Genomic DNA, 24,831 nt, shown 5'->3' with positions numbered 1-24,831 from the left:
ACCCCTCATCCGTCTCGGCGCTGCGCGCCGATCCACCTTCTCCCACAGGGGGAGAAGGAAATCTCCGCCAGCTCAAAACCGCTCCAGTTTCGCCCGCACCTTCGCAAGGAAAGCAGCCCGGCTCCCGGGTGTCGACGCATCCATCAAATAGTGCGCCAGAAAGAACGTCCTGCAGCGGGTGGCGCAGAGCGCCCGCATGCCGCGCAGGATTGTCTTGCGTCCCGGCTGGCCGACGACGACGCTCCACCAGGTCGGTGCGCCGCAGGTCGTGATCACCCCGATCTTCGTCACATGCCTCACCAGTGACTGGATCCGTCCCTTGCCGGCCGGCAGTCGGAAGGCGACGTCGGTCGCCCACACCCGGTCGAGCCAGCCCTTCAGCATCGCCGGCAGCCCGTACCACCATGTCGGATAGATGAAGAGGATTGCCTGGGCCCAGTTGAGATTTTCGATATGCGGCTTGAGCGCCGGATCCTGCGGGGCGTGCTCATTATAGAAGCGTCGCTCGTCACAGCCCATGACCGGATCGAAATTTTCCGCATAGAGGTCGAGCAGCCGCACCTCCCAGCCTCTCGCCTCCAGCACGTCGATGGCACTATCCCGGATCGCGGCGCAAAAGCTTTCCGGGACCGGATGGCAATAAACCACCAGGACCCGCATCAGAAGACATCCATGCTGGCGGCGACCTTCGCCGTAAATCTCTTCCGCGTTTCATCGGTCGACAGGTTCATCGAATAATGCGCGAGATAGGACACCGAGGCACCTGGCTTGACCGTCGCGCGCAAGACACGCTTGACCAGCTTGCGCGGCGGGTCGCCCATCAGCATGGCGTGGAGCCGGCTGCCACCATAGGTGGTGACCGCCGCCAGCTTGCGGATGTTGTGCAGCGACGGCTGCACCTTGCCACTGACCAGCTTGAACGAGACGCCGGGCAGGAAGACGCGGTCGAAAAAGCCTTTCAGGATCGCCGGATAGCCGTAGTTCCACACCGGAAACGACAGCACCAGCGCCTCTGCCCGCAGCAGGCGCTCGACATAGGGCGCTGCCGGATCACCGGCGCCGCGCTCGTCGTGATAACCGAGCCGCTCGGCCCGTGTCAGCCGCGGGTCGAAATCCTCGGCATAGAGATCGCAATCGTCGACGGCGTGGCCGGCGGCCGTCAGCCGCTCGACGATCGTCCGGTGCAGACCGGCGTTGAAGCTGGTTTCGACCGGGTGGGCATAGAGCACGAGGATGTTCACCGAAGACCTCGCAGGTCAGCGCGACAGCGCCACACGCTCGTCATCGTTCACCCCGCCTTCTGCAATCCCTTGAACAGGAACGACTTGCCCGAGCGATAGTCGTAGTCCGGGTTTTCCCAGGCGATCATCTTGCCGGGATTGAGCAGCCCTTGCGGATCGGTTTCGCGCTTGAAGGCGAGCTGCACCTCGTCCGTCTGCTTCATGCCGCCTTCTTCCAGCGTGTAGCGGTGTGGATTGAAGACCCAGCAGCCATTGTCTTCATGGATGCGGATGATCTCGTCGAGCCGCTCGGCCGTGGTGAAGCGGACCAGCGGCAGTCCGGCGACGCCGATCGCGCCGTCGAAGCGGATGAATTCGAGATGAACGGGCACCTCGTCGCCGAAGCGGTCGATCATCGCCTTGACGTAAGCGAGGTGATCCGGCGAGGGATAGCGGGTCTGCAGATAGGTAATATCAGGGTCGACCCTGATGGCGCGCAGCGTCGTGTGGTTCCAGGTCAGCTCATAGGCCGGCGGCAAGCCCTTGAGATCGGCCTCCTTGTCGGCGCGGAAGACGATCTCGCCCTTGCTGCGCGCCGTGAGGGCCACAAAGGCGTCCATCGCCTGCGGGGCGATCATGCAGACGACGATGCTTTGCTCGCGCCGGAAGAATTTCTGGTGCCGCTTGAAATAGTCGTAGGGGATCGGCGCGGCGATCGGCGTGATCAGCTTCGCCAGGATGCCGTCCTGGATGGCGAGATCGTTGCCGAAGCCGGCCGCATCCATGAAATCGTCGAAGCCGACGATGACGTCGATCCAGTCGTAGGATGCGGTCAACGGCATCTCGACCTCGGTGATGATGCCGTTGGTGCCGTAGGCATGCATCACCTTCAGCACCTCCTCGCCGGCAAGATCCATGATGCGAGGCTCCGCCTCCATCGTCACGGTCCTGAGCCGGATGACGTTGCCGAGGTCGCGCAGGCCGCCCCAGCGGATCGAGCCGACACCGCCCGAGCCGCCGGCGACAAAGCCGCCTATGCTCGCCGTGTTGTAGGTCGACGGCGACATCCGCAGCTCCTGGCCGGAATGGGCGCGCGTCGCCCTGTCGATGTCGGCGAGGACGGCACCTGGACCGGTCACGACGCAGCCGGGCGCGATCGTCTTGATCGTATTCATCTCGGCGAGATTGAGCACGACGCCGCCGGACAAGGGCATCGCCTGACCGTAATTGCCGGTACCGCTGCCGCGTGGCGTCACCGGAATGCTATGCCGGTGGCACGCGGCAAGCACGCGGATCACCTCGTCCTCGGTCTTTGGCGTCACGATCAGGTCGCCGGTCACGTGATCGAGCTGTTGCTTCAGCACCGGGCTGTACCAGTAGAAATCGCGGCTCTTCTGCTGGATGATCGCCGGATGGTCGTCGATCTTCAGACCGTCGAGGTCGCGCTTCAGTGCCGAAATGTCCATCATCTCTCCATCAGATCGTCGAGTTCGGCATAGTCGGGCAATTGGCGCTCGATGGCGCGACCATCCCGCACCACGATGCGATCCGATTCGGGCCGCGACAGCAATTCTGTCCAGTTCCGCCCCCTAAAGACGACGAAGTCGGCGCCACCGCCGGCGGCAAGGGTGCCGAACCCGTCGAGCCGCATCACCCTGGCCGGCGTCGAAGTCACCGCTTGCGGCCAGTCGCCGACCGGGTGATCGAAATGCAGTATACGCGTCGCCATGCGATAGACTTCCAGCATGTCGAGATCGCCATAGGCGTAGAACGGATCGCGGGTGTTGTCGGAGGCGACGGCGACGGGAATGCCGCGCGCCTTCATCTCGTGCAGCAGCGTCACGCCGCGCCAGCGCGGCGTGGTCTGGTCGCCGCGCCGGTCCTGCAGATAGAGGTTGCACATCGGCAGCGACACCACGGCAAGTCCCGCCTTCGCCATCTTGTCCAGCGTGTCGAGCACGTCGAGATCGGGCTGGCGTGCCAGCGAGCAGCAGTGGCCGACGAGGATGTTTCCCTCAAACCCGTTCCACAGCGCCGCCTCGGCGATCTTCTTCAGCGAGATCGCCGAGATGTCGTCGGTCTCGTCGGCATGGAAATCGAGGTCGAGGCCATGCTTGATCGCCTGCGCGAAAACCCGATCGAGAAGTTCTTCCAGATCCGGCAGCATATAGGTGACGACGCCAAGCACGCCGTTGGCCGCAGCGACGCGTTTGGCCAGGCTTTCAAACCATTTCTTGTCGCGCACGCCTTCGATGCCGAGCAGGCAAGCGGCCTGCAGCTCGACGCGGCCACGCCATTTCTCCCGTACCGTCTCGAACACCGGCCAGGAGATCTCCTCCTGCGGTGCGACGCTGTCGAGATGGGTGCGCAAAGCCCTGGTGCCGTGCGCGTAGGCGCAGCGCAGCGAAAAATCCATGCGGCGAGCGACGTCCTCGGCGCTCCAGCGGGCAGCACGGTCGGCGCCGGTGGCGTTCAGCGCACCCATGAAGGTGCCGTCCGGATTGGGTTTTCGAGGCCAGATATGACCTTTGTCGATATGCGTGTGGCAGTCGACGAAGCACGGCATGACGATACGGCCGCCGAGGTCGAGGGCGCCTGCGGGTTTATTGGACAGGCGATTCGCGACGATGCTGGCGATTTTGCCGTCGGCGACAGCGATGTCGGCGAGCGTAAAGCCGTCGCTGTCATAGGCAGCGGCAAGGTCGGGCGTGAGCGACTGATGAACACGAACGTTAGCAAGATGGTAAGGACCAGAGGCTGGTATCTCCAACACCATCATCGCTCCTGCTTCAGCGCACTCTCGTGCCAGCGTCGCAGGATCAGGTGCGAGATCAGCGACAGCACCAGGAAAATCAAAATGCCGGTGAACGAGATCAGGATCAGCGCCGCAAACAGCCGCGGTGCGTTGAGCCGGTAACCGGCCTCGATGATGCGCGAAGCCAGCCCCGACGACTGTCCGGTGGCCCCGGCGACGAACTCCGCGACCACCGCGCCGATCAGCGACAGGCCGCCGGCGATCTTCAGCCCGCCGAGGAAATAGGGCATCGCCGCCGGCAGGCGCAGATAGCGCAATTGCTGCCAGCGGGTTGCGCCGTTGAGCTTGAACATGTCGCGCAGGTTGCGGTCGACAGAGTTGAGGCCGAGCGTCGTGTTGGACAGGATCGGGAAGAAGGCGACGATCCAGGCACACAGCAGAAGCTTCGTCGTCTGGTTGTCGACATAGATGTTGATCAGCGGGAAGATCGCGACGATCGGCGTCACCTGCAGCACGATGGCGAACGGGAAGAACGACATCTCCACCCATTTCGATTGCGTAAACAGCACCGCCAGCCCGACACCGCCGATGACGGCCAGAAGCAGGCTGAGAAAGGTGATCCTGAGCGTCACCAGCAGCGAGGAGAACAGCAGCCCGGCATCGTCGAACAGCGTTTGCAGCACCACAGCGGGGCGCGGCAGGATATATTTCGGGATGTCGTTCCAGACGCAGATGCGGTCCCACAGCCAGATCGCCAGGACCATGATCGCCAGCGGCAGCAGCCATCGGCCGATCCGCTCGAGCCGCTCCTGGCGCACGCGACGCGCCTCCTCTGGATCCAGGGTTACGGCAGTATGATCAATGGCCGTCATGATGCGGTCCGGCGGTTGAGTTGATGGCGCCGATCAGCACATCGGACGCCTGGCGGCAGAGCGCGGCATAGGCGGACGAGGTGCGGAAGGCTTCGTTGCGCGGATAGGACGCATCGATGGCGAGTTCTTTGAAGACCCTACCCGGCCGCGCCGCCATGACGACGACGCGGCTGGAGAGGAAAACGCTTTCGAAGACGCTGTGGGTGACGAAGACGACGGTAAAACGCTCGTCCTGCCACAGTTCCAGGAGATCGTTGTTGAGCTTGAAGCGGGTGATCTCGTCCAATGCCGCAAATGGCTCGTCCATCAAAAGCACGCGCGGCTTGGTCACCATGGCGCGGGCGATCGAGACGCGCATCTTCATGCCGCCGGACAATTCGCGCGGCACGGCTTTCTCGAAGCCGGTCAGATGAACCCGCGCCAGCATCTCCATCACGACAGGCGCAGCCTTGGCCCGCGACACACCCTTCAGCCTGAGCGGCAGCCAGACATTGTCGAAGACGTCGGCCCACGGCAGCAGCGTCGGTTCCTGGAAGACGAAGCCGATGTCAGAGCGATCGGCAGCGCTGCTGCCGCGCCAGTCGAGCAGGCCGGAGGTCGGCGTTGCAAGACCGGCGATGAGGCGCAAGGCCGTCGACTTGCCACAGCCGGACGGGCCGAGAAGGCTGAGGAAGTCGCCTTCCCGGATCGTCAGGTCGACGTCGCTGAGCGCTGTCACGCCGTTGGAAAAGACTTTGCCGACGCCGCGCAGCGCCAGCAGCATCGGACCTTTGCCCGATGCGCTTGCCGGCGCTTGCGCCACTTTCTCCTGCATCATGCCCGGTGCTATTTCTTCAGGTCGATCCCGACGCCCTTGTTGACGAAGGCCAGTGTGTAGGACTTTTTGATGTCGACGTCGGCCGGCACGACCTTGGCCTTGACCATCTTGTCGTAGAAGCTCTGGATGCGCGCGTCGGTCATCGCGCCGATGCCGAGTTTTTCCGTATCGCCGGAATCGACGATGCCGAATTTCTTCATCTGCTCGATCGAGAACGCGATCTGCTCGTCGCTGATGTCGGGGTTGTCCTTCTTGATCGCCGCGTTGGCGGCAGCGTTGTCGCCGTAGAGATAGTTGTACCAGCCCTTGGCCGAGCCATCGACGAAGCATTGAACCACCTCCGGCCGCTTGTCGATCGTCGCCTGCATGGTCTCGATCGTCGTCGCATAGGTGTCGAAGCCGTAGTCGGCGAGCAGGAACAGATTGGGCTGGAAGCCGCCTTCCTTGGCGACGGCGAAGGGCTCCGAGGTCACGTAACCCTGCTGGATCGACTTCGGATTGGCGATGAAAGGTGCGGGGTTGAACGTATAGGGCACGCGCTTGGCCGGATCGAAGCCGAACTCCGTGATCATCCACTGGAAGTAGCTCTGTGCACCTTCGTCGCCGATAATGTACTGGTCCGCGTTCTTCAGATCCTCCCACCTGTCGAGCCCCTGACCCGGATGGCTCATGATCACCTGCGGCTCTTTCTGGAACGAGGCGGCGACGACACGCAGCGGAATCTCCTGCTGCACGGCGTCGAAGGCCTGCAGCATGTTGCCGCCCATGTAGAAGTGGATCTTGCCGGCAAGCAGCAGCGGCCGACCACTGACCTGCGGGCCACCTTGCATGATCGTCACGTCGAGCCCGCACGCGGCATAGGTGCCATCAGCCACCGCCTGATAATAGCCGCCATGCTCGGCCTGGGCGAGCCAGTTGGTGCCGAAGGTGATCTTCTCGTTTGCTGCCGCGTTCAGCGTGCTTGCGGCAAGCAGCACGATCGCGCCAGCCGAAATCTTGAGTTTTCCGTCCATCCACACCACCCTCAGTTGGCTCTGGCGCGCCGCGCGCCGAGCTCGACACCATCGATCGAAGAAGCAAGACACATGCCATCGCCCGGACCGCCCGCCTTGCGCAACAGTGGCGCGCGAAAGCCGGACCGGTCATGCCGTACCGGGGGCATCGTGCCTATTTTTTGAACGCCTGTCCACAATCGCCCTGATAGTATGCACTGCATCTTGAGGGCTCGCCTGATCCGGCTTTACGCTGGCAGCAGACTGGAGATTTTCATGTTCAAGTTCCTGACGCCGAAGTCAATCAAGCCGCCCTTTGCCCGCTACAGCCATGGCGTCGAGGTGCCGCCCGGCAAGCGGCTGGTGCTGTGTTCTGGCCAGGTCGCCATCACGCCGGACGATAAGATCCCGGAGGATGCCGGCGCGCAGGCCGAGCTCTGTTTTCAAAGCATCGCAGCGATTCTCGGCGACGCCGGGCTTGGACTTTCCGACATCGTGCGCATCAACGCCTATGTCACCGACCGCGTCTTCCTGAAACCCTATATGGACGTGCGCGATCGCCTGTTCACCAGCCCGGCGCCGGCTTCGACGCTGATGATCGTGTCCGGTTTCGCGCGACCGGAATTCAAGGTCGAGATCGAGGTCATCGCGGCAGGGTGAGGAGCCGGCTGGAATCGACAGGCCGTTGATCTCCAGTTACACGACAAAGGCTGGTGCTGCCCCTCATCCGCCTGCCGGCACCTTCTCCCCGTATAGTGACGGGGAGAAGGGAAGCGCTCCAACGCTGGCGACCCCCTTTCCCCGTCTCTATACGGGGAGAGGGTACGGGTGAGGGGCAGCGCCAACGCCGCCAGTTTGCTCGAGGTTTCAAAATGACCGTTGCAACGAAACGCGTGTGGTGGGGCGACTATCGGACCACCGAGTACGCCACCATCGACCCGGAGGCGACGATCGCCGTTCTGCCGGTGGCGGCGATCGAACAGCACGGGCCGCATCTGCCGGTTTCGACCGACACCTCGATCATGAACGGCATGCTCGAGACGGTGATCGCGCGCCTGCCTGGCGATCTCGACATACGCATCCTGCCGGTCCAGGCGGTGGGCAAGTCGAACGAGCACCTGCATGCGCCGGGAACCCTTACATTGCCGGCGGCGACCTTGATCGAGGCCTGGACCGAGCTTGGCCTGTCGGTCGCACGGGCCGGGTTAAGGAAGCTGATCGTCGTCAACTCGCATGGCGGCAACGAGGAGATCATGGGCATCATGACGCGAGAATTGCGCGTGCGGGCAAAGATGCTGGGTGTGAAGACGAGCTGGCAGCGCTTTGGCCGGCCGGCCGGCTTGTACACCGAGCTTGAGGATAGCCACGGCATCCATGGCGGCGATGTCGAGACCTCGCTGATGCTGCATTTCCGGCCGGATCTCGTCGACATGGCAAAGGCCGACAATTTCGTGTCCAACGTCGCCCGCGCCGAAAAGCAATTTTCGCTGCTACGCCACACCGGAACGCACGCCTTCGCCTGGATCGCCACCGATCTCAACCCGAACGGCGTGGTCGGCGACGCCAGCATTGCAACGGCCGAAAAGGGCCGGCTGACCGCCAACCATCAAGCCGACGGTTTCATCAGCCTGTTGAAGGACGTGCGCAAGGCCAAGCTTGCAGATTGGCTGGCCTAGGAGGCTTTTCGCCAGCGCCGCGCCGCCCCTCACCTGCCTGCCGGCATCCTCTCCCCGTAACCGGGGCGAGGGGCGCCCTCATCAATGTTTTCGCCAATCGCCGGCATTGCAAAAAAGGCGCCAGCGCTGCGGCCAGCCCCTTCTCCCCGTCACTATACGGGGAGAAGATGCCGGCAGGCAGATGAGGGGCAGCGCCGACGTCGCCAATACCTGCAGCGATCACAGCACGAGTAGGTTGCTTGGTGGCTTAATGGCTCAAACAACTGTCCTCAAGTAGGAATCAGCCGTCGATCTTCAGCTCGAAAGGCGTGCCTTCGAAGGCCTCGGCGCCGCGCCCGATCGCCCGGATCGCACCGGTCATGCGGCCGTTGCGATCGAGCAGCGCGTCGGCGACCGCGATCAGCCGCGGATTGGGTGTCGCGGTCGGCGACAGTGCACGCAGCGTCTCAGCCAACTCGACCTCGCAGCGCTGCGGCGCCAGTGCCGCCGCGATGATGTAGGCCGAGGCCGTCGACCGGCTGATACCAGCATAGCAATGCACGACCAGCGGCCTTGCGCGATCCCATCGGCGCGCGAAATCGAGCAGGTTGCGAACATGCGCCTCGCCCGGCATGGTCATGCCCTCCTGCGCCACCGCGATATCGTGCATGACGAGGTGCAGATGGTTTTCCTGGGCGATCGACGCCGGCCGCGTCACCTCGGTGCCGGCGGCCAGCAGCGAAAGCAACCGCTCGGCCCCGGTCTTCGCGACGGTTTCCTCGACTTTTGAAAGCGAACAGACATGGATCATTGCTGGACCTCGCTGGTGTTATCGTGGCGCTGTTGCGCCCAGTCGGCAAGAGCCGATTCGAGCCGCTGCCATTCCTCGCCCTCGCCCGGCAGCCCGGCGCGCAGCACCTCCGGCCGGCCGGAAAAATGCCGAAGCAGGATGCCGCGCTCGCCAAGCACCGAAAACAGACCGGCGGCGTCCGCCAGCCTGATATAGCGGAACAGCGTGGTGCCGCCGGCAACAGCAACGCCGCAGCGGCCGAACAGCGCATCGAGCCGTGCTGCATCCCTGGCCAGACGGTCCCGCATCTCGGCCTGCCAGCCGCTGTCGGCAAGCGCGCGGATGCCATATTCGAGCGCCGGACCGGCAACCGCCCACGGCCCGAACTGCGCCTCCAGCCGTTCGACCGTCAGCGCGTCGGCCAGCGCAAAGCCGAGCCGCAAGCCGGCAAGGCCAAAAAACTTGCCGAAGGAGCGCAGCACGACGATGCCGCCTTGCTCGACATCGCCGGCCAGGCTCTCGTCAAGCGGGCCGACATCCATGAACGCCTCGTCGACGACCAGCAACCCGCCTCTGGCGCGCAAACTTTCGGCAAGCGCAAGCAGCTTCTTGCGTTCGATGATACGTCCGTCCGGATTGTTGGGGTTGACGACGATGGCAAGGTCGGCTCCTGCTAGGGCATCGAAATCGTCGACCTCCATCGCCGCATGGCCGGCGATGGCCGCTGCCCGCTGATGCTCGGCATAGGTCGGCCCGAGCACCAGCGCCTTGCCGGGGCTGACTAGCGAATCGATGCGCGGCAACAGGATCTGCGTGCCCGGCGCTGCCACCACATTGGCCGCCGATGGTGCGCCATAGGCGCTCGCCGCGACATCGGCCAGATCCCGGACCCGCGCAGCTTCCGGCAATCTCGACAGGGCGGTGGCGGGCAGCTCGAAAAACGGATAGGAGTGCGGATTGATACCGGTCGAGAGGTCGACGAAGGGCTGTGGCGCATGCGGAAAAAGCGCCCTCGCCCGGCCAAGGCTTCCGCCGTGATCCACCACTGCCGCCGCTCCATCAAGAGACTTCATGTCGATCCTGATCGCTTTCCTGTCACTGCTTGTTGAATTCGCTGTCGGCTATCCCAGCTGGCTGCTTGGCGCCATCGGCCACCCCGTCACCTGGTTCGGCAGGCTGATATCCTTTCTCGACCGCAGGCTCAACCGCGATACTGATTCCGAAGCCCTGCGCCGCCGGCGCGGTGTTCATGCGCTGCTGATCATCGTTCTGGTGCCGGCCACCATCGCTTTCGCGGTGGAAACCATGCTTGCGGGCATTCCAGCCGGATTGATCCTCACCGCGCTCCTGGCGACATCGCTGCTGTCGCAGAAGAGCCTGGCCGAGCATGTCGAGGCGGTGGCCGACGGACTCGACAATGGCGGACTCGACATCGGTCGTGTTGCCGTCTCGCAGATCGTCGGCCGCGATCCGGAAAAGCTCGACAGAGCCGGTGTCTGCCGCGCTGCGATCGAAAGCCTGGCCGAGAATTTTTCCGACGGCGTCGTCGCGCCGGTCTTCTGGATCGGCGTCGGCGGGCTGGCCGGCGGCGTCGCCTACAAGGCCGCCAACACCGCCGATTCGATGATCGGCCACCGCACGCCGCGCCACGAGGCCTTCGGCAGCGCGGCGGCGCGCTTCGACGATCTGATCAACCTGCCGGCGTCGCGGCTGACCGCACTGCTTATCGTGCTGGCCGCCTTCCTCGTCAAAGACGCTGACGCCGGCAACGCCTGGCGCACCGTGCGGCGCGACGCAAAGAAACACCGCTCGCCCAATGCCGGCTGGCCGGAGGCAGCGATGGCCGGCGCGCTCGGCCTGGCGCTGGCCGGGCCGCGCTCCTACGACGGCGTCATAGTCGACGACGCGTTCATGGGCGAAGGCGGCCGCCGCGATGTCGAGAGCGCGGACATCAGACGAGCGCTAAGACTCTATCAGCTTGCCGACTTTCTGCTGATTGGACTGTTCGGCTTGCTGTCGGTGATCGTCATCGTTGCGTGACGTCCACGAGCAAACAAATATGTGCTGCTTCAGGGCAATCGCTTGAGGTTGGCGCAGCCCCTCATCCGCCTGCCGGCACCTTCTCCCCGTATAGTGACGGGGAGAAGGGGCTGGCCGCGGGCTCGGCACCCATTCTGCAACGCTGGCGATTGGCGAAATCCTTTGCGAAGGCGTCTTTCTCCCCGTCACTATACGGGGAGAAATGCCCGGCAGGGCAATGAGGGGCGGCGCAGAGATCGACAATTAGCCATTTCAACATGAGTTGGATGCATCGTCTGCCCGAAGCATTGCCCTGCCCCTCGCGCGAACGAAACCTCAAAACTCTATGCCTTGCTGCGCCTTCACGCCGGCGGAAAAGTGATGCTTCGTAACTCCCATCTCGGTGACCAGATCGGCGGCATCGACCAGCGCCGGCTTGGCGTTGCGGCCGGTGACGACAATATGCAGGTTTTCGCGGCGGCCCTTCAGCGCCACCACCACCGTGTCGAGATCGAGATAGTCGTAGCGCAGCGCGATGTTCAATTCGTCGAGCACCAGCAGGCTGATCGATGGATCGGCCATCAGCTCGAGCACCTTGGCCCAGGCAGCCTCGGCGGCGGCGATGTCGCGCTTCAGATCCTGCGTTTCCCAGGTAAAACCCTCGCCCATCGTGTGCCAGACGACCCGATCGCCGAAAGCGGCAAAGGCGTCCTTCTCGCCGGTATGCCATTTGCCCTTGATGAACTGGACGACGCCGACGCGCCTGCCGTAGCCGAGCATCCTCAGCGCCAGCCCGAAGGCGGCAGTGGTCTTGCCCTTGCCGGGGCCGGTGTTGACGATCAGCAGTCCCTTCTCGACCGTCTTGGCCGCGACCTCGGCGTCCTGCACCGCCTTGCGCTTGGCCATCTTGGCGCGGTGGCGTTGCTCGTCCCTGTCGTCGATATCGGTCATATCACTTCACCTTGAGCGGCAGTCCCGCCACCATCAGCAGCACCGTGCCGGCGACGGCGGCGACCTGCTGGTTGAGCCGGCCGGCGGCATCGCGAAACCGGCGGGCAAGCGCATTGTCGGGCACGATGCCCTGCCCGACCTCGTTGGAAACCACGAACCACGGCCCGCGCGGCCGCGACAGCACATCCGCAAGCCCTCGGCATTCGGCCTCAATGTCGCGTTCGGCCAGCATGTGGTTGGACAGCCACAGCGTCAGGCAGTCGATCAGGACTGGCCGGCCGTCAGGCAGCGCCTCGATCGCGCCGACGAGATCTAGCGGCGCATCGACGGTCGTCCAACCCTCGCCGCGCCGCGCCCGGTGCAGCGCGACGCGTTCGCGCATCTCGTCGTCATAGGCTTGCGCCGTGGCGATATAGGTCCACGGCGCCGGACAGTCCGTCACCAGGCTTTCGGCATGCGCGCTCTTGCCCGAGCGTGCACCGCCGACGACCAGGGTCAGCTTGCTGCCTGGAGCAGCGCGATCAGGCAAGGCTGTCGCGCAGGCTGGTTGCGGTGCCGGTCAAGCGGCCGCGCAACAAGCCGACGACAGCGCCGAGCACCAGCCAGAACACCAGATTGGTCAGCGTCACCGCCACCACGAACTGGTGGTGCAGGCCTTCCGGGATCGGCGATTCGAAACTGTCGGGCTGCGGCGCGCCGACAATATGCGGCGCCACGATCAACGCCACGGCAATCACCGCCAGCGGCAATGACTTGCGAAAGGCGAGCAGGCCGAGACCGGCCGCGGTCGCCACCACCGTTGCCGTCCACCAGATCTGGCGCTGGGCGAGATCGGCCGCCGGCATCGCCGGCAGTTCGGGCGGCAAGCCAAGGTTCGGGGCCAGCGTGAACACGGCAAAGCCGGCAAGGCCCCAGAACAGGCCCTGTCGCCAATTGCCGATGCCGCCGGCGAACTCCGAAGCGGCGACCAGGATCAGCGCAAAGCCGATGCCGGTGACGACGTTGGCAACGACGTTAAAGGCGAAGCGCTCGAAGCCATCCGCCGGAGCCCAGCCTTCCTCTTCCGCGGTGGCTGCTTCAGCCGGCACGGCGCTGCTCATGGCATTACTGCCTGCTGCGGCCGGCGACAAACCATGGTCATGCGTGTGACCACCGCCGGCCTGTTCGTAGACTTCCGCCTTGAGGATGAGTGGCACCGTGGCGTAGGCCTGCATGCAGGCGAGAACGACGCCGGCCACAAGCCCTGCGATCGCCGCGATGAACACGACGTTGCGAAACAGTGTCATGGTGTCAGCCCCTCGTCAGTGGCAGGGAAAGCCCATCGAATGGCGATAGTCGTGGGCGGCATTGTGGACCGCATCGATATGCGAGAAGCCGACAAAACCCATGACGAAAACGCCTAGAAATGCAGCAAGCGCCAACTGCACGAAGCGCGACTGCGAGGAGACGGAAGCGCCGAGCGAGACGGAAGCGGTATTCATGTCTTGTCCTTTCGCCCTCCACCCGAGGGCATAGAAGTCAGTTCTCCTGTCGCCGGCAGGTCTCCTGGCTCGCGGATCAGCGCCCTTCCCCACCTTCCCGAAGAAGCTCTTCCCGAAGAAAATCTTCAGTGGCATATGGAGAGGACTACCGCACACAGTTGCGGGGGCAGCCACGGCATCGGGCGAATTTTGCCCCTACCGCATTCCCTCTTGGTTCCAAAACGGAACCGACGACGGCTGCGACTATAGGCAGAATCGCCGCGCCCGGCAAACCAAATTCCGCCAGCTACCAGCGCGAATGCGCCGTGCCGGCAGACCAGCTTGGTTCCTCGACGCCGCGATCTTGACACGTTGAAAGCCGATCGTCCGCGCTGCCCCTCACCTGCCTGCCGGCATCCTCTCCCCGTAGAACGGGGAGAGGGCGCTGTCATCGGCGGTCTCGCCAATCATCAGCGTTGCAAGAAGGGAGCCGGCGTTGCGGCCAGCCTCTTTCGCCCCGTTTACGGGGAGAAACGCCCGGCAGGGCTATGAGGGGCGGCGCCGGCCTCGACCACTGGCTGCGAGCGGCATACGGCGCTTTAGCCTAAGCCCTGGGCATCAATGGGCCCTGTCTTCTTTTGTCCGGGGCAACCATGATAGTCGTCTTGCAGCACTGAATCAGAATTGCGAGACCATGACCATTCCTACGCCGGCCGTTCAGGACCGATCCAGGCGCATCGTCGCTATCGACGCCGCCCGCGGCATCGCTTTGCTTGCCATGGCGAGCTACCATTTCACCTGGGATCTCGAATTCTTCGGCTACACCGATCCCGGCCTGACCGCCTTTGGCTGGTGGAAATTCTACGCGCGCTGCATCGCTTCGACCTTCCTGTTCCTGGTCGGCGTCAGCCTGTTCCTCGCCCATGGCAAGCAAATCCGCTGGAACGGCTTCTGGAAACGCTTCGCCATGGTCGGCGGGGCGGCGCTCGCCATATCGGCCGCCACCAGGCTTGCCACACCCGACAGTTTCATCTTCTTCGGCATCCTGCACGAGATCGCGCTCGCCAGCCTGCTCGGCCTGGCGTTTCTGCGGCTGCCGGCGCTGCTGACGCTGGTTGTCGCAGCTTTCGTCATCACCGCGCCGCTCTACCTCAGGTCCGAGATCTTCGATCATCCGGCCCTGTGGTGGGTCGGCCTGTCGGCAACCAACCCGCGCTCCAACGATTATGTCCCGCTGTTTCCATGGTTCGGCGCTGTGCTTGCCGGCATCGCAGCGGCAAAGCTTGCCTTCGCCTCCGGCATGCTGACGCGGCTGGCGGGCCTGACGCCCGGCCGCTGGACCAATCCGCTGGTCTTTATCGGCCGGCACAGCCTCGCCTTCTATCTGATCCACCAGCCGGTGCTGATCGGCTCAGTCTGGCTGATTTCGCAAGTCATGCCGGCAGCGGTCGAAACCAGGCAGGTCACCTTCCTGAAAGAGTGCCAGGCATCATGCGAGCAATCGCGCGACACGGAGTTCTGCAGCAGCTATTGTGACTGCATGCTCGATACGCTCGAGGGCGAGGCCACGCTTGATCGGCTCTACCGCAACGACCAGGCTGCGGAATGGAAGGCGCATCTCGACGAGCTCGCCGGCGCCTGCACTGCCAAGGCCGACGGCACTTTGATGGAGGGAGGAGCACAATGACCGACCATCAGCAGAAACCGGGCCAACAGAAACCGGGACAGCAAAAACCGGGGTTTATACCGTGGCCGCCGCTGATCTATGTCGCGGCCATCGCCGTCAGCATCGCGCTTGGCTTGCTTTATCCGCTGCCCTGGATCAGCGGCCTTTTGGGCGACATCCTGTTCGCGGCCGGCTGGGTGGCATTGTTCGGCGTCGTCGCACTCTGGTTCACGGCGATCCGCATCATGATCCGGGCAAAGACGACGCTCCACCCGAACGCCGTGCCGGACCATCTGGTTACATCGGGCCCCTTCGCCGTCAGCCGCAATCCGATCTATCTGGCCAACACGCTGCTGATGATCGGCGTCGCCCTTATCTCGGGGAACGTATGGTTCCTGCCGCTGGCGATCATCGCCGCCTTCGCAACGCAGAAAATGGCGATCGAGAGCGAGGAAAAGGTTCTGGCAACGAAATTCGGCAAGAAATACCGGGATTACGCGAAAACGGTGCGGCGCTGGATTTGAGGCGGCAGCCGATCAGGTGTTGACGCCGAGTTCCACCAGCCGCTCGACGCACGACTCTTCGGCCTGGTCGAGTTCGGCCAGGGTCTCTTCGAGATCGCGGCGCTTCTGGCGCAGATCCTCGCGCTTTTCCTCGATGCGCTTGATCATCAGGTTGAGCTGACCGACCTCGCCGGGCGGCTCCTTGTACATCTGGATGATTTCGCGGATCTCGTTGATCGAAAAGCCGAGCCTCTTGCCGCGCATGATCTGGCGGATCAGATGCCGGTCCGACGGGCGAAATAGCCGCGTGCGGCCGCGCCGCACCGGCTGCACCAGCCCCTCGTCCTCGTAGAAGCGCAGCGTCCGCGTCGAAACGTCGAATTCGCGGGTCAGTTCGGTTATCGAATAATATTCCCGCATCATCACTCCAAATGCCCGGCCGCGCTGCGGGTTCCAACCATGCGGCCTCGCTATCCGCACGCGTTTCAGAATCGGCCGGAGGCTGTTCCAGAATCTCGCATGGCATTTACGTAAAAGTCAATTGCGTCGCTCACACGCCGAACCACCATGTGGCGAGGCCGAGAAAGGCAAAGAAGCCGACGACGTCGGTGACCGTCGTGACGAAAACCGCCGAAGCCACGGCCGGGTCGATCTTGAACCGGTCGAGCAGCAGCGGGATCAGGATGCCGGCCAGTGCGGCCACGAACATGTTGATGATCATCGCCGCGGCGATGATGCCGCCCAGATTGGGATCGCGGAACCAGGCGGCCGCGACGATGCCGATCAGGATGGCGAAGATGATGCCGTTGATGAAGCCCACCCCCATCTCGCGGCGGATGATGCGGCCGGCATTGTAGATGTCGAGGTCCCGCGTCGCCAGCGCCCGCACCGTGACCGTCATGGTCTGCGAGCCGGCATTGCCGCCCATGCCTGCCACGATCGGCATCAGCACGGCCAGCGCCACGATGTGCTCGATCGTGCGGTCGAACAGGCCGATCACCGAGGCCGCCAGGAACGCCGTCAAAAGGTTGACGAGCAGCCACGGAACGCGCGAGCGCGAGGTCGAAAGGATGCTGTCCGACAATTCTTCGTCGCCGACACCGCCCATGCGCAGCAGATCCTCCTCGGCTTCCTGCTGGATGACGTCGACCACGTCGTCGATGGTCAGCACGCCGACCAGCCGCTCGTTCTCGTCGACGACGGCAGCGGAGAGAAGGTCGTATTGTTCGAATTCGCGCGCCGCCTCCTCCTGGTCCATCGTCGCCGGAATGGCGTGCCTGGTCTCATGCATGACCTCTTCGACCTTGATCGAGCGCTTGGTGCGCAGGATCTGGTCGAGGTCGATGGCGCCGAGCAGCTTGAAGCTCGGATCGATGACGAAAATCTGGCTGAAGCGGTCGGGAAGGTTGTTGTCCTCGCGCATGTAGTCGATGGTCTGGCCGATCGTCCAGAATGGCGGCACCGCGACGAACTCGGTCTGCATGCGGCGACCGGCGGTCTCTTCGGGATAGTCGAGCGAGCGGCGCAGCCTGATCCGCTCGGTGAACGGCAGTTGCGACAGGATCTCGTCCTGGTCTTCCTTTTCGAGATCCTCGAGAATGTAGACCGCGTCGTCAGAATCGAGGTCCTGCACACCCTGGGCAATCTGGGCGTTGGGCAGGCTGTCGACAATGTCGCGGCGGATAGCCTCGTCGACCTCGGTCAGCGCGGAAAAATCGAAGTCGGCGCCCAACAATTCGACCAGGGCGCGGCGCTGTTCTGGATGAAGCGCCTCGATCAGGTCGCCGAGTTCCGATTGGTGCAGGTCGTCGACTTCACGCTTCAGCGTCAGCGTGTCGCGATCGGCGATCGCGGCGCCGATCTGGGCAAGGAACGACGACAGAATGGCGCCGTCCTCGCCATAGATGTTGGCGCTGTCCTCAGCAGTCCTGGCGCCGGTCGTCTGTTCGTCCTGGCCTTCCACCAGCGCCTCCCGCCATCAGAATTCCGGAAAAGCTGCGTGTTAGGTCTAGCGCATGACCATGGAAATCGGAATCGATTTCCAGAAAGGATCATGAGCAGCGTCAAATTGCTACAGCGTCCGTCAGATTTCGAACTCGATGTCCGCGGGCGCAATCATCGACCAATCGCACAATGTCTTGTCCGGCTCCCATCATCGTCACGCCGAGGCTCCTCGGTATGTTCCCTATCGGCGTCTCTGGGAGGCTACCATTGCGGGCGGAGTCAATATTCTCACCGATGTACCACCAGCCTGGCGGCCGCCCGGCGCTTTCGACATTTGCGGATGGCGGCTGGAAACCTTATATAATCCAACTTGTGCATGCTGCGGCGTGCGCAGATCAATCGTAGAGAAGGATACAGATGCCGGACTCGGATGCGGCGATACCTCGAATTGCTCTCATTTCAACCCACGGCTACGTAGCAGCCAATCCGCCACTCGGCGCGGCCGATACCGGCGGACAGGTGGTCTATATCCTGGAACTTGCCAAAAAGCTGGCCCAGTTGGGTTATGCCGTCGATATCTGGACGCGACGATTTGAAGACCAGCCTCCTGTCGATGACGTGGCCGACGGGGTTCGCGTCCTGCGTGTCGCCTGTGGCGGACCCGATTTTATTCCGAAGGAATATCTCCACCGCCACCTTCTCGAGTGGTGTGAAAACGCGCTGCGCCTGATTCGCCGGGAAAACCTCTCCTACGACTTCATCAACTCTCACTACTGGGATGCGGGCGTGGCGGGGCAGCGACTGTCGGAAGCGCTCACTGTCCCGCACATCCATACGCCGCATTCGCTTGGCATCTGGAAGCAGCGCCAGATGAAGACGGACTACCCTGACAAGGCCGATACATTCGAGGCCGAGTTCAATTTCAGCGAGCGCATCAAGCACGAGACGATCATCTATCGAAGCTGCGCCATGGTGATCGCAACAACGCCGCCGCAGGTCGACATGCTGGTCGAGGACTACAGCCTCGAGCGCGACCGCGTGCACATGATCCCGCCCGGTTACGACGACAACCGGTTCTTCCCGGTCAGCGAGGCGTCTCGCCGGTTGATCCGCCATCGGCTCGGTTTCGAAGGGCGAACGGTCCTGGCGCTCGGCCGGCTCGCCACCAACAAGGGCTACGACCTGCTGATCGATGCGTTTTCAGTGGTGGCGCCGCGTGTGCCGGATGCGGTCCTGAGGCTCGCTGTCGGCGGCGAGAACATGGACGAGCAGGAACAGAAGATCCTCAACCAGCTCAAGCAACAGGTCGAACAGCTAGGCTTGCAGGATCGCGTCGTCTTCTCCGGCTATGTTGCCGACGAGGATCTCGCCGACACCTACCGGGCGGCGGACATGTTCGTCCTGTCGAGCCGCTACGAGCCGTTCGGCATGACCGCGATCGAGGCAATGGCTTGCGGAACGCCGACCGTGGTTACGATCCATGGCGGCCTCTATCGCGGGATCAGCTATGGCCGGCACGCGCTTTTTGGCGATCCGTTCGACAAGGAAGATCTCGGCATCACCATCGTCAAGCCGATGAAGCACCAGCGCCTCTACGGCCGCCTGGGCCGCATGGGCGCGCACAAGGCGCGCAGCCTGTTCACCTGGACAGGCATCGCGCAGCAGCTGGTCAGCCTTGTTGAAGGACGTCCGGTGCTGAAGGCGGTCGACGATCATGACTGGGACGAGCCGTGGAACGACGGCGATTGAAACCTATCGCGCTCTTGTCGAGTGATCTCGACGGGACCCTGGCGGGCGATGCGCCGGCGACGTCACGCTTTCGATCAAAATGGCAAGCGCTCGATCCCGAGCACCGGCCGGTTCTCGTCTACAACAGCGGTCGCCTGGCCGACGATATCTTGAACTTCGTCGACGAAGTCGCCCTGCCGGCGCCGGACTATGTCATCGGCGGCGTCGGCACGATGCTCGCCGGTCCGCGGCACACCTCGCGCCCCACACACTTTACTGATTTGGGGCATTTTACCCAAAGATTTTCGGAAGGCTGGTCGCTTGAAAAGATCGATGCGGTGCTCGGGTCGCTCAAAGACACCGTCCGCCAACCCGACGGCTATCAACACGCCTTCAAATCGAGCTGGTACCTGCTCGACGCAAGTCCGGAAGCCCTTGCCAGCATCGAGCGTGCTTTGGCCGAGGCCGGCCTGTCGGTGACGATGGTCTATTCGAGCGGACGCGATCTCGACATCCTGCCGCGCTCAGCAGACAAGGGCCAGGCGCTGGCCTGGCTCTGCAATGAGCTCGGCATTGGCCTCGATGAGGTGGTCGTCGCCGGTGATACCAACAACGACCGCAGCATGTTCGAGCTGCCCGGGGCGCGTGGAATTGTCGTTGCCAATGCGCTTCCCGAACTGCTTGACATGGCGCGGGCCAACCCGCTGATCTACAGCGCCAAGGAACAGTTCGCCCTTGGCGTCGTCGAAGGCCTCGTTCATTGGTCGGTGTTTGCGGACGCCCGATCCTAAACTGGAAATATTTATCCCCTTGTCACGGTTTGAGCGCCCATACCGTCGCGTGTAGCACGGCGCCCGTTTCGGCGATGAGACGTGCCGATTGCACCGGCTCAAAACCGCTAATCCGCTTCGTGCCAGCCCAACGACCGCGATCCGCAAAAACCTCGATCGATCCGTAGTCGAGGAATATCCGCAGCCGTTTTGGACGGGCTCCCTTGGCAATATAGTGAGGGGATGCCGCTGCGTCGTCTCCATGACGAATGGCAAGTCCCTCGTCGTCAACGACAACCTCGAGCCGGACAGTTGGATGTTGCAGCTTCAAGTGGAAATGGGCACCCGGCTTTTCCAGCTCGAACAGGATTTCGACGGCGCCGTTGATAAAGCTTACCTGCTCTCCGGCTGCGAGGCGTGTCCGGTCCAGAATATGGCTCCGCAGACTCTCGGCAGCGCCGATGGGCGGAGTGTGCAACTCGCCTGCAGTCAGGTGGATATTGCGAGGCAATGTCATGGCTGTGGGGAAATCGATCGCCGGTCCGGTGTCGGCCCAGTTGGCAAGCCAGCCTATGCCGACAATGGCATCGCCGTCGGCGAAGGCCTGGAAGGCGTAATTATCCGTCCCGAAGTCAAGTTCCTGTTCGAATTCCTTGGCAAAGGTCCGACCATCGAACCAGCCGACGATGGCCATTGTCAGGTTCTTGCGCCGGGTCGACCGGTCCTCACTGTTCATCAGCCCGAGAATCAGAACCCAGCGCGTCGCGGGATCGGTCGCAGGCCCGTCGAGCGGCAGCAGACAGGGGCATTCGATCGCCGTCGTCCGATAGTGTTTCTCGACCAGAAGCTTGCCGACATACGTCCAGCCGGTGGCGGCCGTATGGTCACGGGTTTCGTAGAGCAGGACAACGCCGCCTTCATCGCTCTGGCTGCCCAGCAGCATTTTCCAAAGGCCATCCGGTCCCCTGAAGACGTATGGGTCACGAAAATCCGCTGTCAATCCCTGGTCAAGCGGGCGGTATGGCAGGATGACGTGCGCGTCTCCCGCCATGATGAGGTCGCTGGAAGTGGCCGTGAGTTGGATCTGCTGTTCCGGGATACGGTCCTGTACCTGCTCGGTGAAAAAGACGCGAATGCCCGGGCCATCGGCAAGCGGGATGGCCGAGCCGGAATAGGCGCCGCCCCGTTTGTCGGGCCTGGCGGTGAGATCTTCCGACGGAAACAGGAAGATTGGCATGTGACGCCACCGCAAATAATCGGAAGAGACGGCGTGCCCCCAATGCATCGTGTTCCAGCGAAGGCCATGCGAATAATGCTGATAGAACAGATGTGGGCGGCCTCCAAACCGGCCAAATCCGTTCGGATCGTTCATCCAGCCGAACGGCGGACGAAAATGATAGCTGTCGGGGATGTTCGGTGGGGCATTTCCCGGATTGGTGTGGAGAACTGTAATGCCGGTCTCCAGCACGTCGGCCAATGCGAACCAGTAGGCAACCGAAACCGAGGTCTGATCCGCATCGTAATCCAGTTCGACACTGCCGCCGCCGAAGACGTGAAAAATTCTGAACTCATGCTCTTCGGCGTTCGCGACGCTCACCTCGCCGAACTTGCCGCGAACGTTGGAAAACGACAGCGAGCCTGGAACGTCCGGCCTGGTCGCCTTGAGCCAGATATGGAAGGTGGCGTTGACCGGCAGATCGGCATGCAGGCTTCGAATGGTGTTCCCGGCCGCAATCCTTACCTGGCTGTCACTCATAAATAGGGCTCCGTTGCGTGCGGCTTTCCCAGGAAATACCGGATGCTCGACCTGGAATGCATTGCAGAAGGTTAAGGCTGGATTTTGACTTTGGCAAAGTCATTCCCCAGGATCGACAGTCCTTGAGGTCGATCGCCGCACGGATCGCCGCCTGCAGCTGCTGAACTCGCGGCGTAAGAAGGTTGACGGCTCGCAGAGCATGATTGCATTGTCCGACGGCGCAACACCTTCTCTTTCCGCGGGTTTCGACCCGCGGCGCAATCCCGTGCAGCCATTGTCCAGATCGGTCAACCAGTTGTCCGCATACGATGGAACGACGAACGGGACCACGCCCGTCCGGACCGACTGCCGGGTTGGATCGGACGGTCGGTCCTGCGCTATGATTGAAAGCTGGATTTAGGAGGAGCTCATGGCCATCGGCCCTGACACCAAAGGCGTCTACACCATTGCCCCGACGCCGTTCGAGGCGGATGGCAAGATCGACTGGGAATCGCTTGATTCGATGGTCGATTTCTACGAGCGCTGCGGCGTCGATGGGATGACAATCCTCGGCATCATGGGTGAGGCCCCGAAGCTCGACGCCGGCGAATCGCTGGAGATCGTCAAGCGTGTCGTGGCGCGCACCAGGCTGCCGGTCATCGTCGGCGTCTCCGCCCCCGGCTTCGCCGCCATGCGCAGCCTTGCGCGCGCCGCGATGGAGCTTGGCGCGCAGGGCGTGATGATCGCGCCGCCGCCGGCGCTGCGCACCGACGACCAGATCGTCACCTATTTCCGCAACGCATCCGAAGCGGTCGGCGAGGATGTTCCTTTCGTCCTGCAGGATTATCCACTGACCCTTTCGGTCGTCATGACGCCGGCCGTCATCCGCCGCATCGTCACCGACAACCCGGTCTGCTTCATGCTCAAGCACGAGGACTGGCCGGGCTTGGAGAAGATCAGCGCGCTGCGCGGTTTCCAAAAGGACGGCTCGCTGCGGCCGCTGTCGATCCTTGCCGGTAATGGCGGCCTCTTTCTCGACTTCGAGATGGAGCGCGGTGCCGACGGCGCGATGACCGGCTATGCCTTCCCCGATATGCTGGTCGACATGGTGAAACTGTCCGCCGCCGGCGAGCGCGACAAGGCGCACGATCTTTTCGACGCCCACCTGCCCTATCTGCGCTATGAGCAGCAACCCGGCGTGGGACTTGCGGTACGCAAATATGTGATGATGAAGCGCGGCGCCATCGCGTCGGACGCCCAGCGCAAGCCGGGCAGTGCATTGTCGGCGGCGGCCAGACAAGAGGTCGACTATTTGCTCATGCGGCTGGAAAATCGCGTCCGCAAACAAGCCTTGAGATAACGCACTAGCGGGCGATTTGCCGCGCAATCACATCAATATATAGCCGCTTGCCTGGAAAGCACATTTTTCGCCGCGCATTGCCAAGTGTCCGTTTCGCGGCACGGTTCGGTCTTTGAAGCAGCTGGCATGTAACGGCGGGTCAAACCACGCGGTGAGGGCGCGGCATTCCGCATCCAACCAGCAACGGGTTCGCGTAGTGTTCAGTTTGCACAAACAGTCTTGGAAGGACTGCAAGGAAACAAAAAAACGCACATAAAAATAACAGCTTACTGGATAAAGCTGGTGCGGTCGAGAAGACTCGAACTTCCACGGGTTGCCCCACAGCGACCTCAACGCTGCGCGTCTACCAATTCCGCCACGACCGCACGTGGTAGGAGCCGGAACGAACCGGCTCGCGGCGTGTAGCAAATCGTTTCCGGCGAAACAAGGGCGCGTCGCGCAATAAATGCCCGCGCTTCGGCATAACCCTCCAAAGAGCTGAAACGCGCTCGCAACTGGACGTTTCAGCCGATTGCCGCCATATGTGGGGCTAATGCATGTCGCCCAAAAGTGCGCAGCGGTTTTGGGACAACGACATGCACAAATCAAGAATCTAAAGCGCGCCACGGTTCCCTTCAAACGCGGCGCGCTTTAGACGAGACACACCATGACAGAACGCAGCCAGATCGCCACGTCGTTCCTGCCCCTGCCCGGTTCGGCGCCGGTCGAATGGCGGATCGAACCCGGCCTCACCGCCTATCCGGATGCGCTTGCCGTGATGGAGGCGCGTGCCGAAGCGATCCGAGGCGGCGGCGCCGGCGAGATGGTCTGGCTGGTCGAGCACCCGCCGCTCTACACCGCCGGCACCAGCGCCCGCATCGAGGACCTGATCGAGCCCGACCGTTTCCCGGTGTTCGCGGCAGGACGCGGCGGCGAATACACCTATCATGGGCCAGGCCAGCGGGTCGCTTATGTGATGCTCGACCTGAAGCGGCGGCGCGAGGATGTTCGCGCCTTCGTCGCGGCACTTGAACAATGGATCATCGGCACGCTCGCCGCTTTCAACGTGCGTGGCGAACGGCGCGAGAACCGTGTCGGCGTCTGGGTGGTGCGGCCGGATCGCCCCGCCCTGCCCGACGGATCGCTCGCCGAGGACAAGATCGCCGCCATCGGCATCAGGCTGAGGCGCTGGGTGAGCTTTCACGGCATCGCCATCAATGTCGAGCCGGATCTCAGCCACTTCAGCGGCATCGTGCCGTGCGGTGTGCAGGACCACGGCGTCACCAGCCTCGTCGACCTCGGCCTTCCCCTGGCAATGGCCGATCTCGATCTTGCGCTGAAATCTGCCTTCGAGGATGTCTTCGGACCCACCGCAGCTCTGCTTGTCGAAACGGCCCGCAAGGCCGGCTGACGAAGCGGCGCTGAACCACCGAGCTCCGATGCCGCCCCTCACCCCGCGAAGAACGAGGCGCGCTGCCTCACATCGCTCCGATCCAGATCGCCATGGAAATGAGAAACGTGCTCATGCAAACCAGAGACACGACATCCTGAACAAGACCGGTCATAACGCTCTCCTGTTTTCAGTATGTTCGTATTTTGTTCTGAATTTGTTCGG

25 protein-coding genes, 1 tRNA gene and 1 riboswitch are annotated in these 24,831 nt (G+C 62.9%); of the genes, 9 read left to right on the top strand and 17 right to left on the bottom strand.

Annotated elements, in window-relative coordinates:
* Window positions 1-72: 72 nt before the first annotated feature.
* From AC0L3H_RS19775 to AC0L3H_RS19745, 7 genes are read right to left on the bottom strand one after another with little or no spacing between them, the layout of a single operon-like run.
* Window positions 73-660: an NAD(P)H-dependent oxidoreductase gene (locus AC0L3H_RS19775; RefSeq protein ID WP_473586597.1), complete on the bottom strand. Its 588-nt coding sequence runs from the start codon at window positions 658-660 to the stop codon at window positions 73-75.
* The gene (locus AC0L3H_RS19770; protein WP_473491273.1) at window positions 660-1,241 is read right to left on the bottom strand and encodes an NAD(P)H-dependent oxidoreductase; all 582 of its coding nucleotides are present in this window, start codon (window positions 1,239-1,241) and stop codon (window positions 660-662) included. Before AC0L3H_RS19770 ends, AC0L3H_RS19775 begins: the two co-directional genes overlap by 1 nt.
* Before the next feature lie 47 nt (window positions 1,242-1,288).
* Window positions 1,289-2,689 carry an FAD-binding oxidoreductase gene (locus AC0L3H_RS19765; protein ID WP_473586596.1) on the bottom strand — a complete coding sequence of 467 codons (1,401 nt, stop codon included), beginning with the start codon at window positions 2,687-2,689 and terminating at the stop codon, window positions 1,289-1,291.
* Window positions 2,686-3,996: a cytosine deaminase gene (locus tag AC0L3H_RS19760; protein WP_473511632.1), complete on the bottom strand. Its 1,311-nt coding sequence runs from the start codon at window positions 3,994-3,996 to the stop codon at window positions 2,686-2,688. The genes AC0L3H_RS19765 and AC0L3H_RS19760 overlap by 4 nt, the downstream gene beginning before the upstream one ends.
* Complete coding sequence (locus tag AC0L3H_RS19755; protein ID WP_473586595.1) at window positions 3,996-4,847, bottom strand: ABC transporter permease; 852 nt, start codon at window positions 4,845-4,847, stop codon at window positions 3,996-3,998. The genes AC0L3H_RS19760 and AC0L3H_RS19755 overlap by 1 nt, the downstream gene beginning before the upstream one ends.
* Entirely contained in the window at window positions 4,834-5,664 is an 831-nt protein-coding gene (locus tag AC0L3H_RS19750) for an ABC transporter ATP-binding protein (protein WP_473586594.1), read from the bottom strand. Before AC0L3H_RS19750 ends, AC0L3H_RS19755 begins: the two co-directional genes overlap by 14 nt.
* 8 nt (window positions 5,665-5,672) lie before the next feature.
* Window positions 5,673-6,677 carry an ABC transporter substrate-binding protein gene (locus AC0L3H_RS19745; protein ID WP_473586593.1) on the bottom strand — a complete coding sequence of 335 codons (1,005 nt, stop codon included), beginning with the start codon at window positions 6,675-6,677 and terminating at the stop codon, window positions 5,673-5,675.
* Between the two features lie 255 nt (window positions 6,678-6,932).
* Here AC0L3H_RS19745 and AC0L3H_RS19740 point away from each other — a divergent pair, with 255 nt between their 5' ends.
* Window positions 6,933-7,316, top strand: a complete 384-nt coding sequence (locus AC0L3H_RS19740) for a RidA family protein (protein ID WP_473586592.1) — start codon at window positions 6,933-6,935, stop codon at window positions 7,314-7,316.
* A gap of 212 nt (window positions 7,317-7,528) precedes the next feature.
* Complete coding sequence (locus AC0L3H_RS19735) at window positions 7,529-8,332, top strand: creatininase family protein (protein ID WP_091594395.1); 804 nt, start codon at window positions 7,529-7,531, stop codon at window positions 8,330-8,332.
* A gap of 280 nt (window positions 8,333-8,612) precedes the next feature.
* Here AC0L3H_RS19735 and AC0L3H_RS19730 read toward each other — a convergent pair whose 3' ends face one another.
* Window positions 8,613-9,122, bottom strand: a complete 510-nt coding sequence (locus AC0L3H_RS19730) for a tyrosine phosphatase family protein (RefSeq protein ID WP_473586591.1) — start codon at window positions 9,120-9,122, stop codon at window positions 8,613-8,615.
* Window positions 9,119-10,174, bottom strand: a complete 1,056-nt coding sequence (cobD, locus tag AC0L3H_RS19725; RefSeq protein ID WP_473586590.1) for a threonine-phosphate decarboxylase CobD — start codon at window positions 10,172-10,174, stop codon at window positions 9,119-9,121. The genes AC0L3H_RS19730 and cobD overlap by 4 nt, the downstream gene beginning before the upstream one ends.
* On the opposite strand from cobD, the gene cbiB reads away from it, so the two are divergent.
* Window positions 10,173-11,141, top strand: coding sequence for an adenosylcobinamide-phosphate synthase CbiB (gene cbiB, locus AC0L3H_RS19720; protein WP_473586589.1), 969 nt, complete (start codon window positions 10,173-10,175; stop codon window positions 11,139-11,141). The two genes, cobD and cbiB, sit on opposite strands and share 2 nt — an antisense overlap.
* A 315-nt stretch (window positions 11,142-11,456) precedes the next feature.
* Here the strand turns inward: cbiB and cobO are convergent, their stop codons facing one another.
* The 4 genes from cobO to AC0L3H_RS19700 are packed head-to-tail and all read right to left on the bottom strand — an operon-like array spanning window position 11,457 to window position 13,552.
* Window positions 11,457-12,071, bottom strand: coding sequence for a cob(I)yrinic acid a,c-diamide adenosyltransferase (gene cobO / locus AC0L3H_RS19715; RefSeq protein WP_473586588.1), 615 nt, complete (start codon window positions 12,069-12,071; stop codon window positions 11,457-11,459).
* 1 nt (window position 12,072) lies between these two features.
* Window positions 12,073-12,570, bottom strand: a complete 498-nt coding sequence (cobU, locus tag AC0L3H_RS19710; protein ID WP_473586608.1) for a bifunctional adenosylcobinamide kinase/adenosylcobinamide-phosphate guanylyltransferase — start codon at window positions 12,568-12,570, stop codon at window positions 12,073-12,075.
* Between the two features lie 22 nt (window positions 12,571-12,592).
* Window positions 12,593-13,357: a CbtA family protein gene (locus AC0L3H_RS19705; RefSeq protein WP_473491261.1), complete on the bottom strand. Its 765-nt coding sequence runs from the start codon at window positions 13,355-13,357 to the stop codon at window positions 12,593-12,595.
* Between the two features lie 15 nt (window positions 13,358-13,372).
* Complete coding sequence (locus AC0L3H_RS19700; RefSeq protein WP_023798882.1) at window positions 13,373-13,552, bottom strand: CbtB domain-containing protein; 180 nt, start codon at window positions 13,550-13,552, stop codon at window positions 13,373-13,375.
* Window positions 13,553-13,589: 37 nt separating this feature from the next.
* Window positions 13,590-13,799, bottom strand: a riboswitch (cobalamin riboswitch).
* Window positions 13,800-14,225: 426 nt separating this feature from the next.
* Here AC0L3H_RS19700 and AC0L3H_RS19695 point away from each other — a divergent pair.
* Together AC0L3H_RS19695 and AC0L3H_RS19690 are read left to right on the top strand one after the other, a co-directional pair.
* On the top strand, window positions 14,226-15,218 hold the full coding sequence (locus AC0L3H_RS19695) for a heparan-alpha-glucosaminide N-acetyltransferase (RefSeq protein WP_473586587.1): 993 nt from the start codon (window positions 14,226-14,228) through the stop codon (window positions 15,216-15,218).
* Entirely contained in the window at window positions 15,215-15,721 is a 507-nt protein-coding gene (locus AC0L3H_RS19690; RefSeq protein WP_473586586.1) for a methyltransferase family protein, read from the top strand. The genes AC0L3H_RS19695 and AC0L3H_RS19690 overlap by 4 nt, the downstream gene beginning before the upstream one ends.
* Window positions 15,722-15,733: 12 nt before the next feature.
* Here the strand turns inward: AC0L3H_RS19690 and AC0L3H_RS19685 are convergent, their stop codons facing one another.
* Complete coding sequence (locus tag AC0L3H_RS19685; protein WP_023685221.1) at window positions 15,734-16,120, bottom strand: MerR family transcriptional regulator; 387 nt, start codon at window positions 16,118-16,120, stop codon at window positions 15,734-15,736.
* Window positions 16,121-16,250: 130 nt separating this feature from the next.
* Window positions 16,251-17,663, bottom strand: a complete 1,413-nt coding sequence (mgtE, locus tag AC0L3H_RS19680) for a magnesium transporter (RefSeq protein WP_473586585.1) — start codon at window positions 17,661-17,663, stop codon at window positions 16,251-16,253.
* Between the two features lie 398 nt (window positions 17,664-18,061).
* Here mgtE and AC0L3H_RS19675 point away from each other — a divergent pair, with 398 nt between their 5' ends.
* Together AC0L3H_RS19675 and AC0L3H_RS19670 are read left to right on the top strand one after the other, a co-directional pair.
* Window positions 18,062-19,393 carry a glycosyltransferase gene (locus AC0L3H_RS19675; protein ID WP_473586584.1) on the top strand — a complete coding sequence of 444 codons (1,332 nt, stop codon included), beginning with the start codon at window positions 18,062-18,064 and terminating at the stop codon, window positions 19,391-19,393.
* Entirely contained in the window at window positions 19,390-20,163 is a 774-nt protein-coding gene (locus AC0L3H_RS19670) for an HAD-IIB family hydrolase (RefSeq protein ID WP_473586583.1), read from the top strand. The genes AC0L3H_RS19675 and AC0L3H_RS19670 overlap by 4 nt, the downstream gene beginning before the upstream one ends.
* 22 nt (window positions 20,164-20,185) lie before the next feature.
* On the opposite strand, the gene AC0L3H_RS19665 is transcribed toward AC0L3H_RS19670, so the two are convergent.
* Entirely contained in the window at window positions 20,186-21,898 is a 1,713-nt protein-coding gene (locus tag AC0L3H_RS19665) for a GH32 C-terminal domain-containing protein (protein ID WP_473586582.1), read from the bottom strand.
* Window positions 21,899-22,307: 409 nt separating this feature from the next.
* On the opposite strand from AC0L3H_RS19665, the gene AC0L3H_RS19660 reads away from it, so the two are divergent.
* On the top strand, window positions 22,308-23,237 hold the full coding sequence (locus AC0L3H_RS19660; protein ID WP_473586581.1) for a dihydrodipicolinate synthase family protein: 930 nt from the start codon (window positions 22,308-22,310) through the stop codon (window positions 23,235-23,237).
* Window positions 23,238-23,517: 280 nt separating this feature from the next.
* Here the strand turns inward: AC0L3H_RS19660 and AC0L3H_RS19655 are convergent.
* Window positions 23,518-23,602 (bottom strand) — tRNA-Leu (locus tag AC0L3H_RS19655).
* A 281-nt stretch (window positions 23,603-23,883) separates the two neighbouring features.
* Here AC0L3H_RS19655 and lipB point away from each other — a divergent pair.
* Complete coding sequence (lipB, locus tag AC0L3H_RS19650) at window positions 23,884-24,627, top strand: lipoyl(octanoyl) transferase LipB (RefSeq protein WP_473586580.1); 744 nt, start codon at window positions 23,884-23,886, stop codon at window positions 24,625-24,627.
* Window positions 24,628-24,831: the final 204 nt, after the last annotated feature.

The organism is Mesorhizobium sp. WSM4816 (assembly GCF_055811535.1).
This window is presented reverse-complemented; position numbering and strand designations above follow the sequence as displayed.

Excerpts from the sequence above, each read along its gene's own strand:
- AC0L3H_RS19775 (WP_473586597.1), bottom strand. The coding sequence starts at position 660 with ATGCGGGTCCTGGTGGTTTATTGCCATCCGGTCCCGGAAAGCTTTTGC.
- AC0L3H_RS19765 (WP_473586596.1), bottom strand. The coding sequence starts at position 2,689 with ATGATGGACATTTCGGCACTGAAGCGCGACCTCGACGGTCTGAAGATC.
- AC0L3H_RS19760 (WP_473511632.1), bottom strand. The coding sequence starts at position 3,996 with ATGGTGTTGGAGATACCAGCCTCTGGTCCTTACCATCTTGCTAACGTT.
- AC0L3H_RS19755 (WP_473586595.1), bottom strand. The coding sequence starts at position 4,847 with ATGACGGCCATTGATCATACTGCCGTAACCCTGGATCCAGAGGAGGCG.
- AC0L3H_RS19750 (WP_473586594.1), bottom strand. The coding sequence starts at position 5,664 with ATGATGCAGGAGAAAGTGGCGCAAGCGCCGGCAAGCGCATCGGGCAAA.
- AC0L3H_RS19745 (WP_473586593.1), bottom strand. The coding sequence starts at position 6,677 with ATGGACGGAAAACTCAAGATTTCGGCTGGCGCGATCGTGCTGCTTGCC.
- AC0L3H_RS19740 (WP_473586592.1), top strand. The coding sequence starts at position 6,933 with ATGTTCAAGTTCCTGACGCCGAAGTCAATCAAGCCGCCCTTTGCCCGC.
- AC0L3H_RS19735 (WP_091594395.1), top strand. The coding sequence starts at position 7,529 with ATGACCGTTGCAACGAAACGCGTGTGGTGGGGCGACTATCGGACCACC.
- AC0L3H_RS19730 (WP_473586591.1), bottom strand. The coding sequence starts at position 9,122 with ATGATCCATGTCTGTTCGCTTTCAAAAGTCGAGGAAACCGTCGCGAAG.
- cbiB (WP_473586589.1), top strand. The coding sequence starts at position 10,173 with ATGTCGATCCTGATCGCTTTCCTGTCACTGCTTGTTGAATTCGCTGTC.
- cobD (WP_473586590.1), bottom strand. The coding sequence starts at position 10,174 with ATGAAGTCTCTTGATGGAGCGGCGGCAGTGGTGGATCACGGCGGAAGC.
- cobO (WP_473586588.1), bottom strand. The coding sequence starts at position 12,071 with ATGACCGATATCGACGACAGGGACGAGCAACGCCACCGCGCCAAGATG.
- AC0L3H_RS19705 (WP_473491261.1), bottom strand. The coding sequence starts at position 13,357 with ATGACACTGTTTCGCAACGTCGTGTTCATCGCGGCGATCGCAGGGCTT.
- AC0L3H_RS19700 (WP_023798882.1), bottom strand. The coding sequence starts at position 13,552 with ATGAATACCGCTTCCGTCTCGCTCGGCGCTTCCGTCTCCTCGCAGTCG.
- AC0L3H_RS19695 (WP_473586587.1), top strand. The coding sequence starts at position 14,226 with ATGACCATTCCTACGCCGGCCGTTCAGGACCGATCCAGGCGCATCGTC.
- AC0L3H_RS19690 (WP_473586586.1), top strand. The coding sequence starts at position 15,215 with ATGACCGACCATCAGCAGAAACCGGGCCAACAGAAACCGGGACAGCAA.
- AC0L3H_RS19685 (WP_023685221.1), bottom strand. The coding sequence starts at position 16,120 with ATGCGGGAATATTATTCGATAACCGAACTGACCCGCGAATTCGACGTT.
- AC0L3H_RS19675 (WP_473586584.1), top strand. The coding sequence starts at position 18,062 with ATGCCGGACTCGGATGCGGCGATACCTCGAATTGCTCTCATTTCAACC.
- AC0L3H_RS19665 (WP_473586582.1), bottom strand. The coding sequence starts at position 21,898 with ATGAGTGACAGCCAGGTAAGGATTGCGGCCGGGAACACCATTCGAAGC.
- AC0L3H_RS19660 (WP_473586581.1), top strand. The coding sequence starts at position 22,308 with ATGGCCATCGGCCCTGACACCAAAGGCGTCTACACCATTGCCCCGACG.
- lipB (WP_473586580.1), top strand. The coding sequence starts at position 23,884 with ATGACAGAACGCAGCCAGATCGCCACGTCGTTCCTGCCCCTGCCCGGT.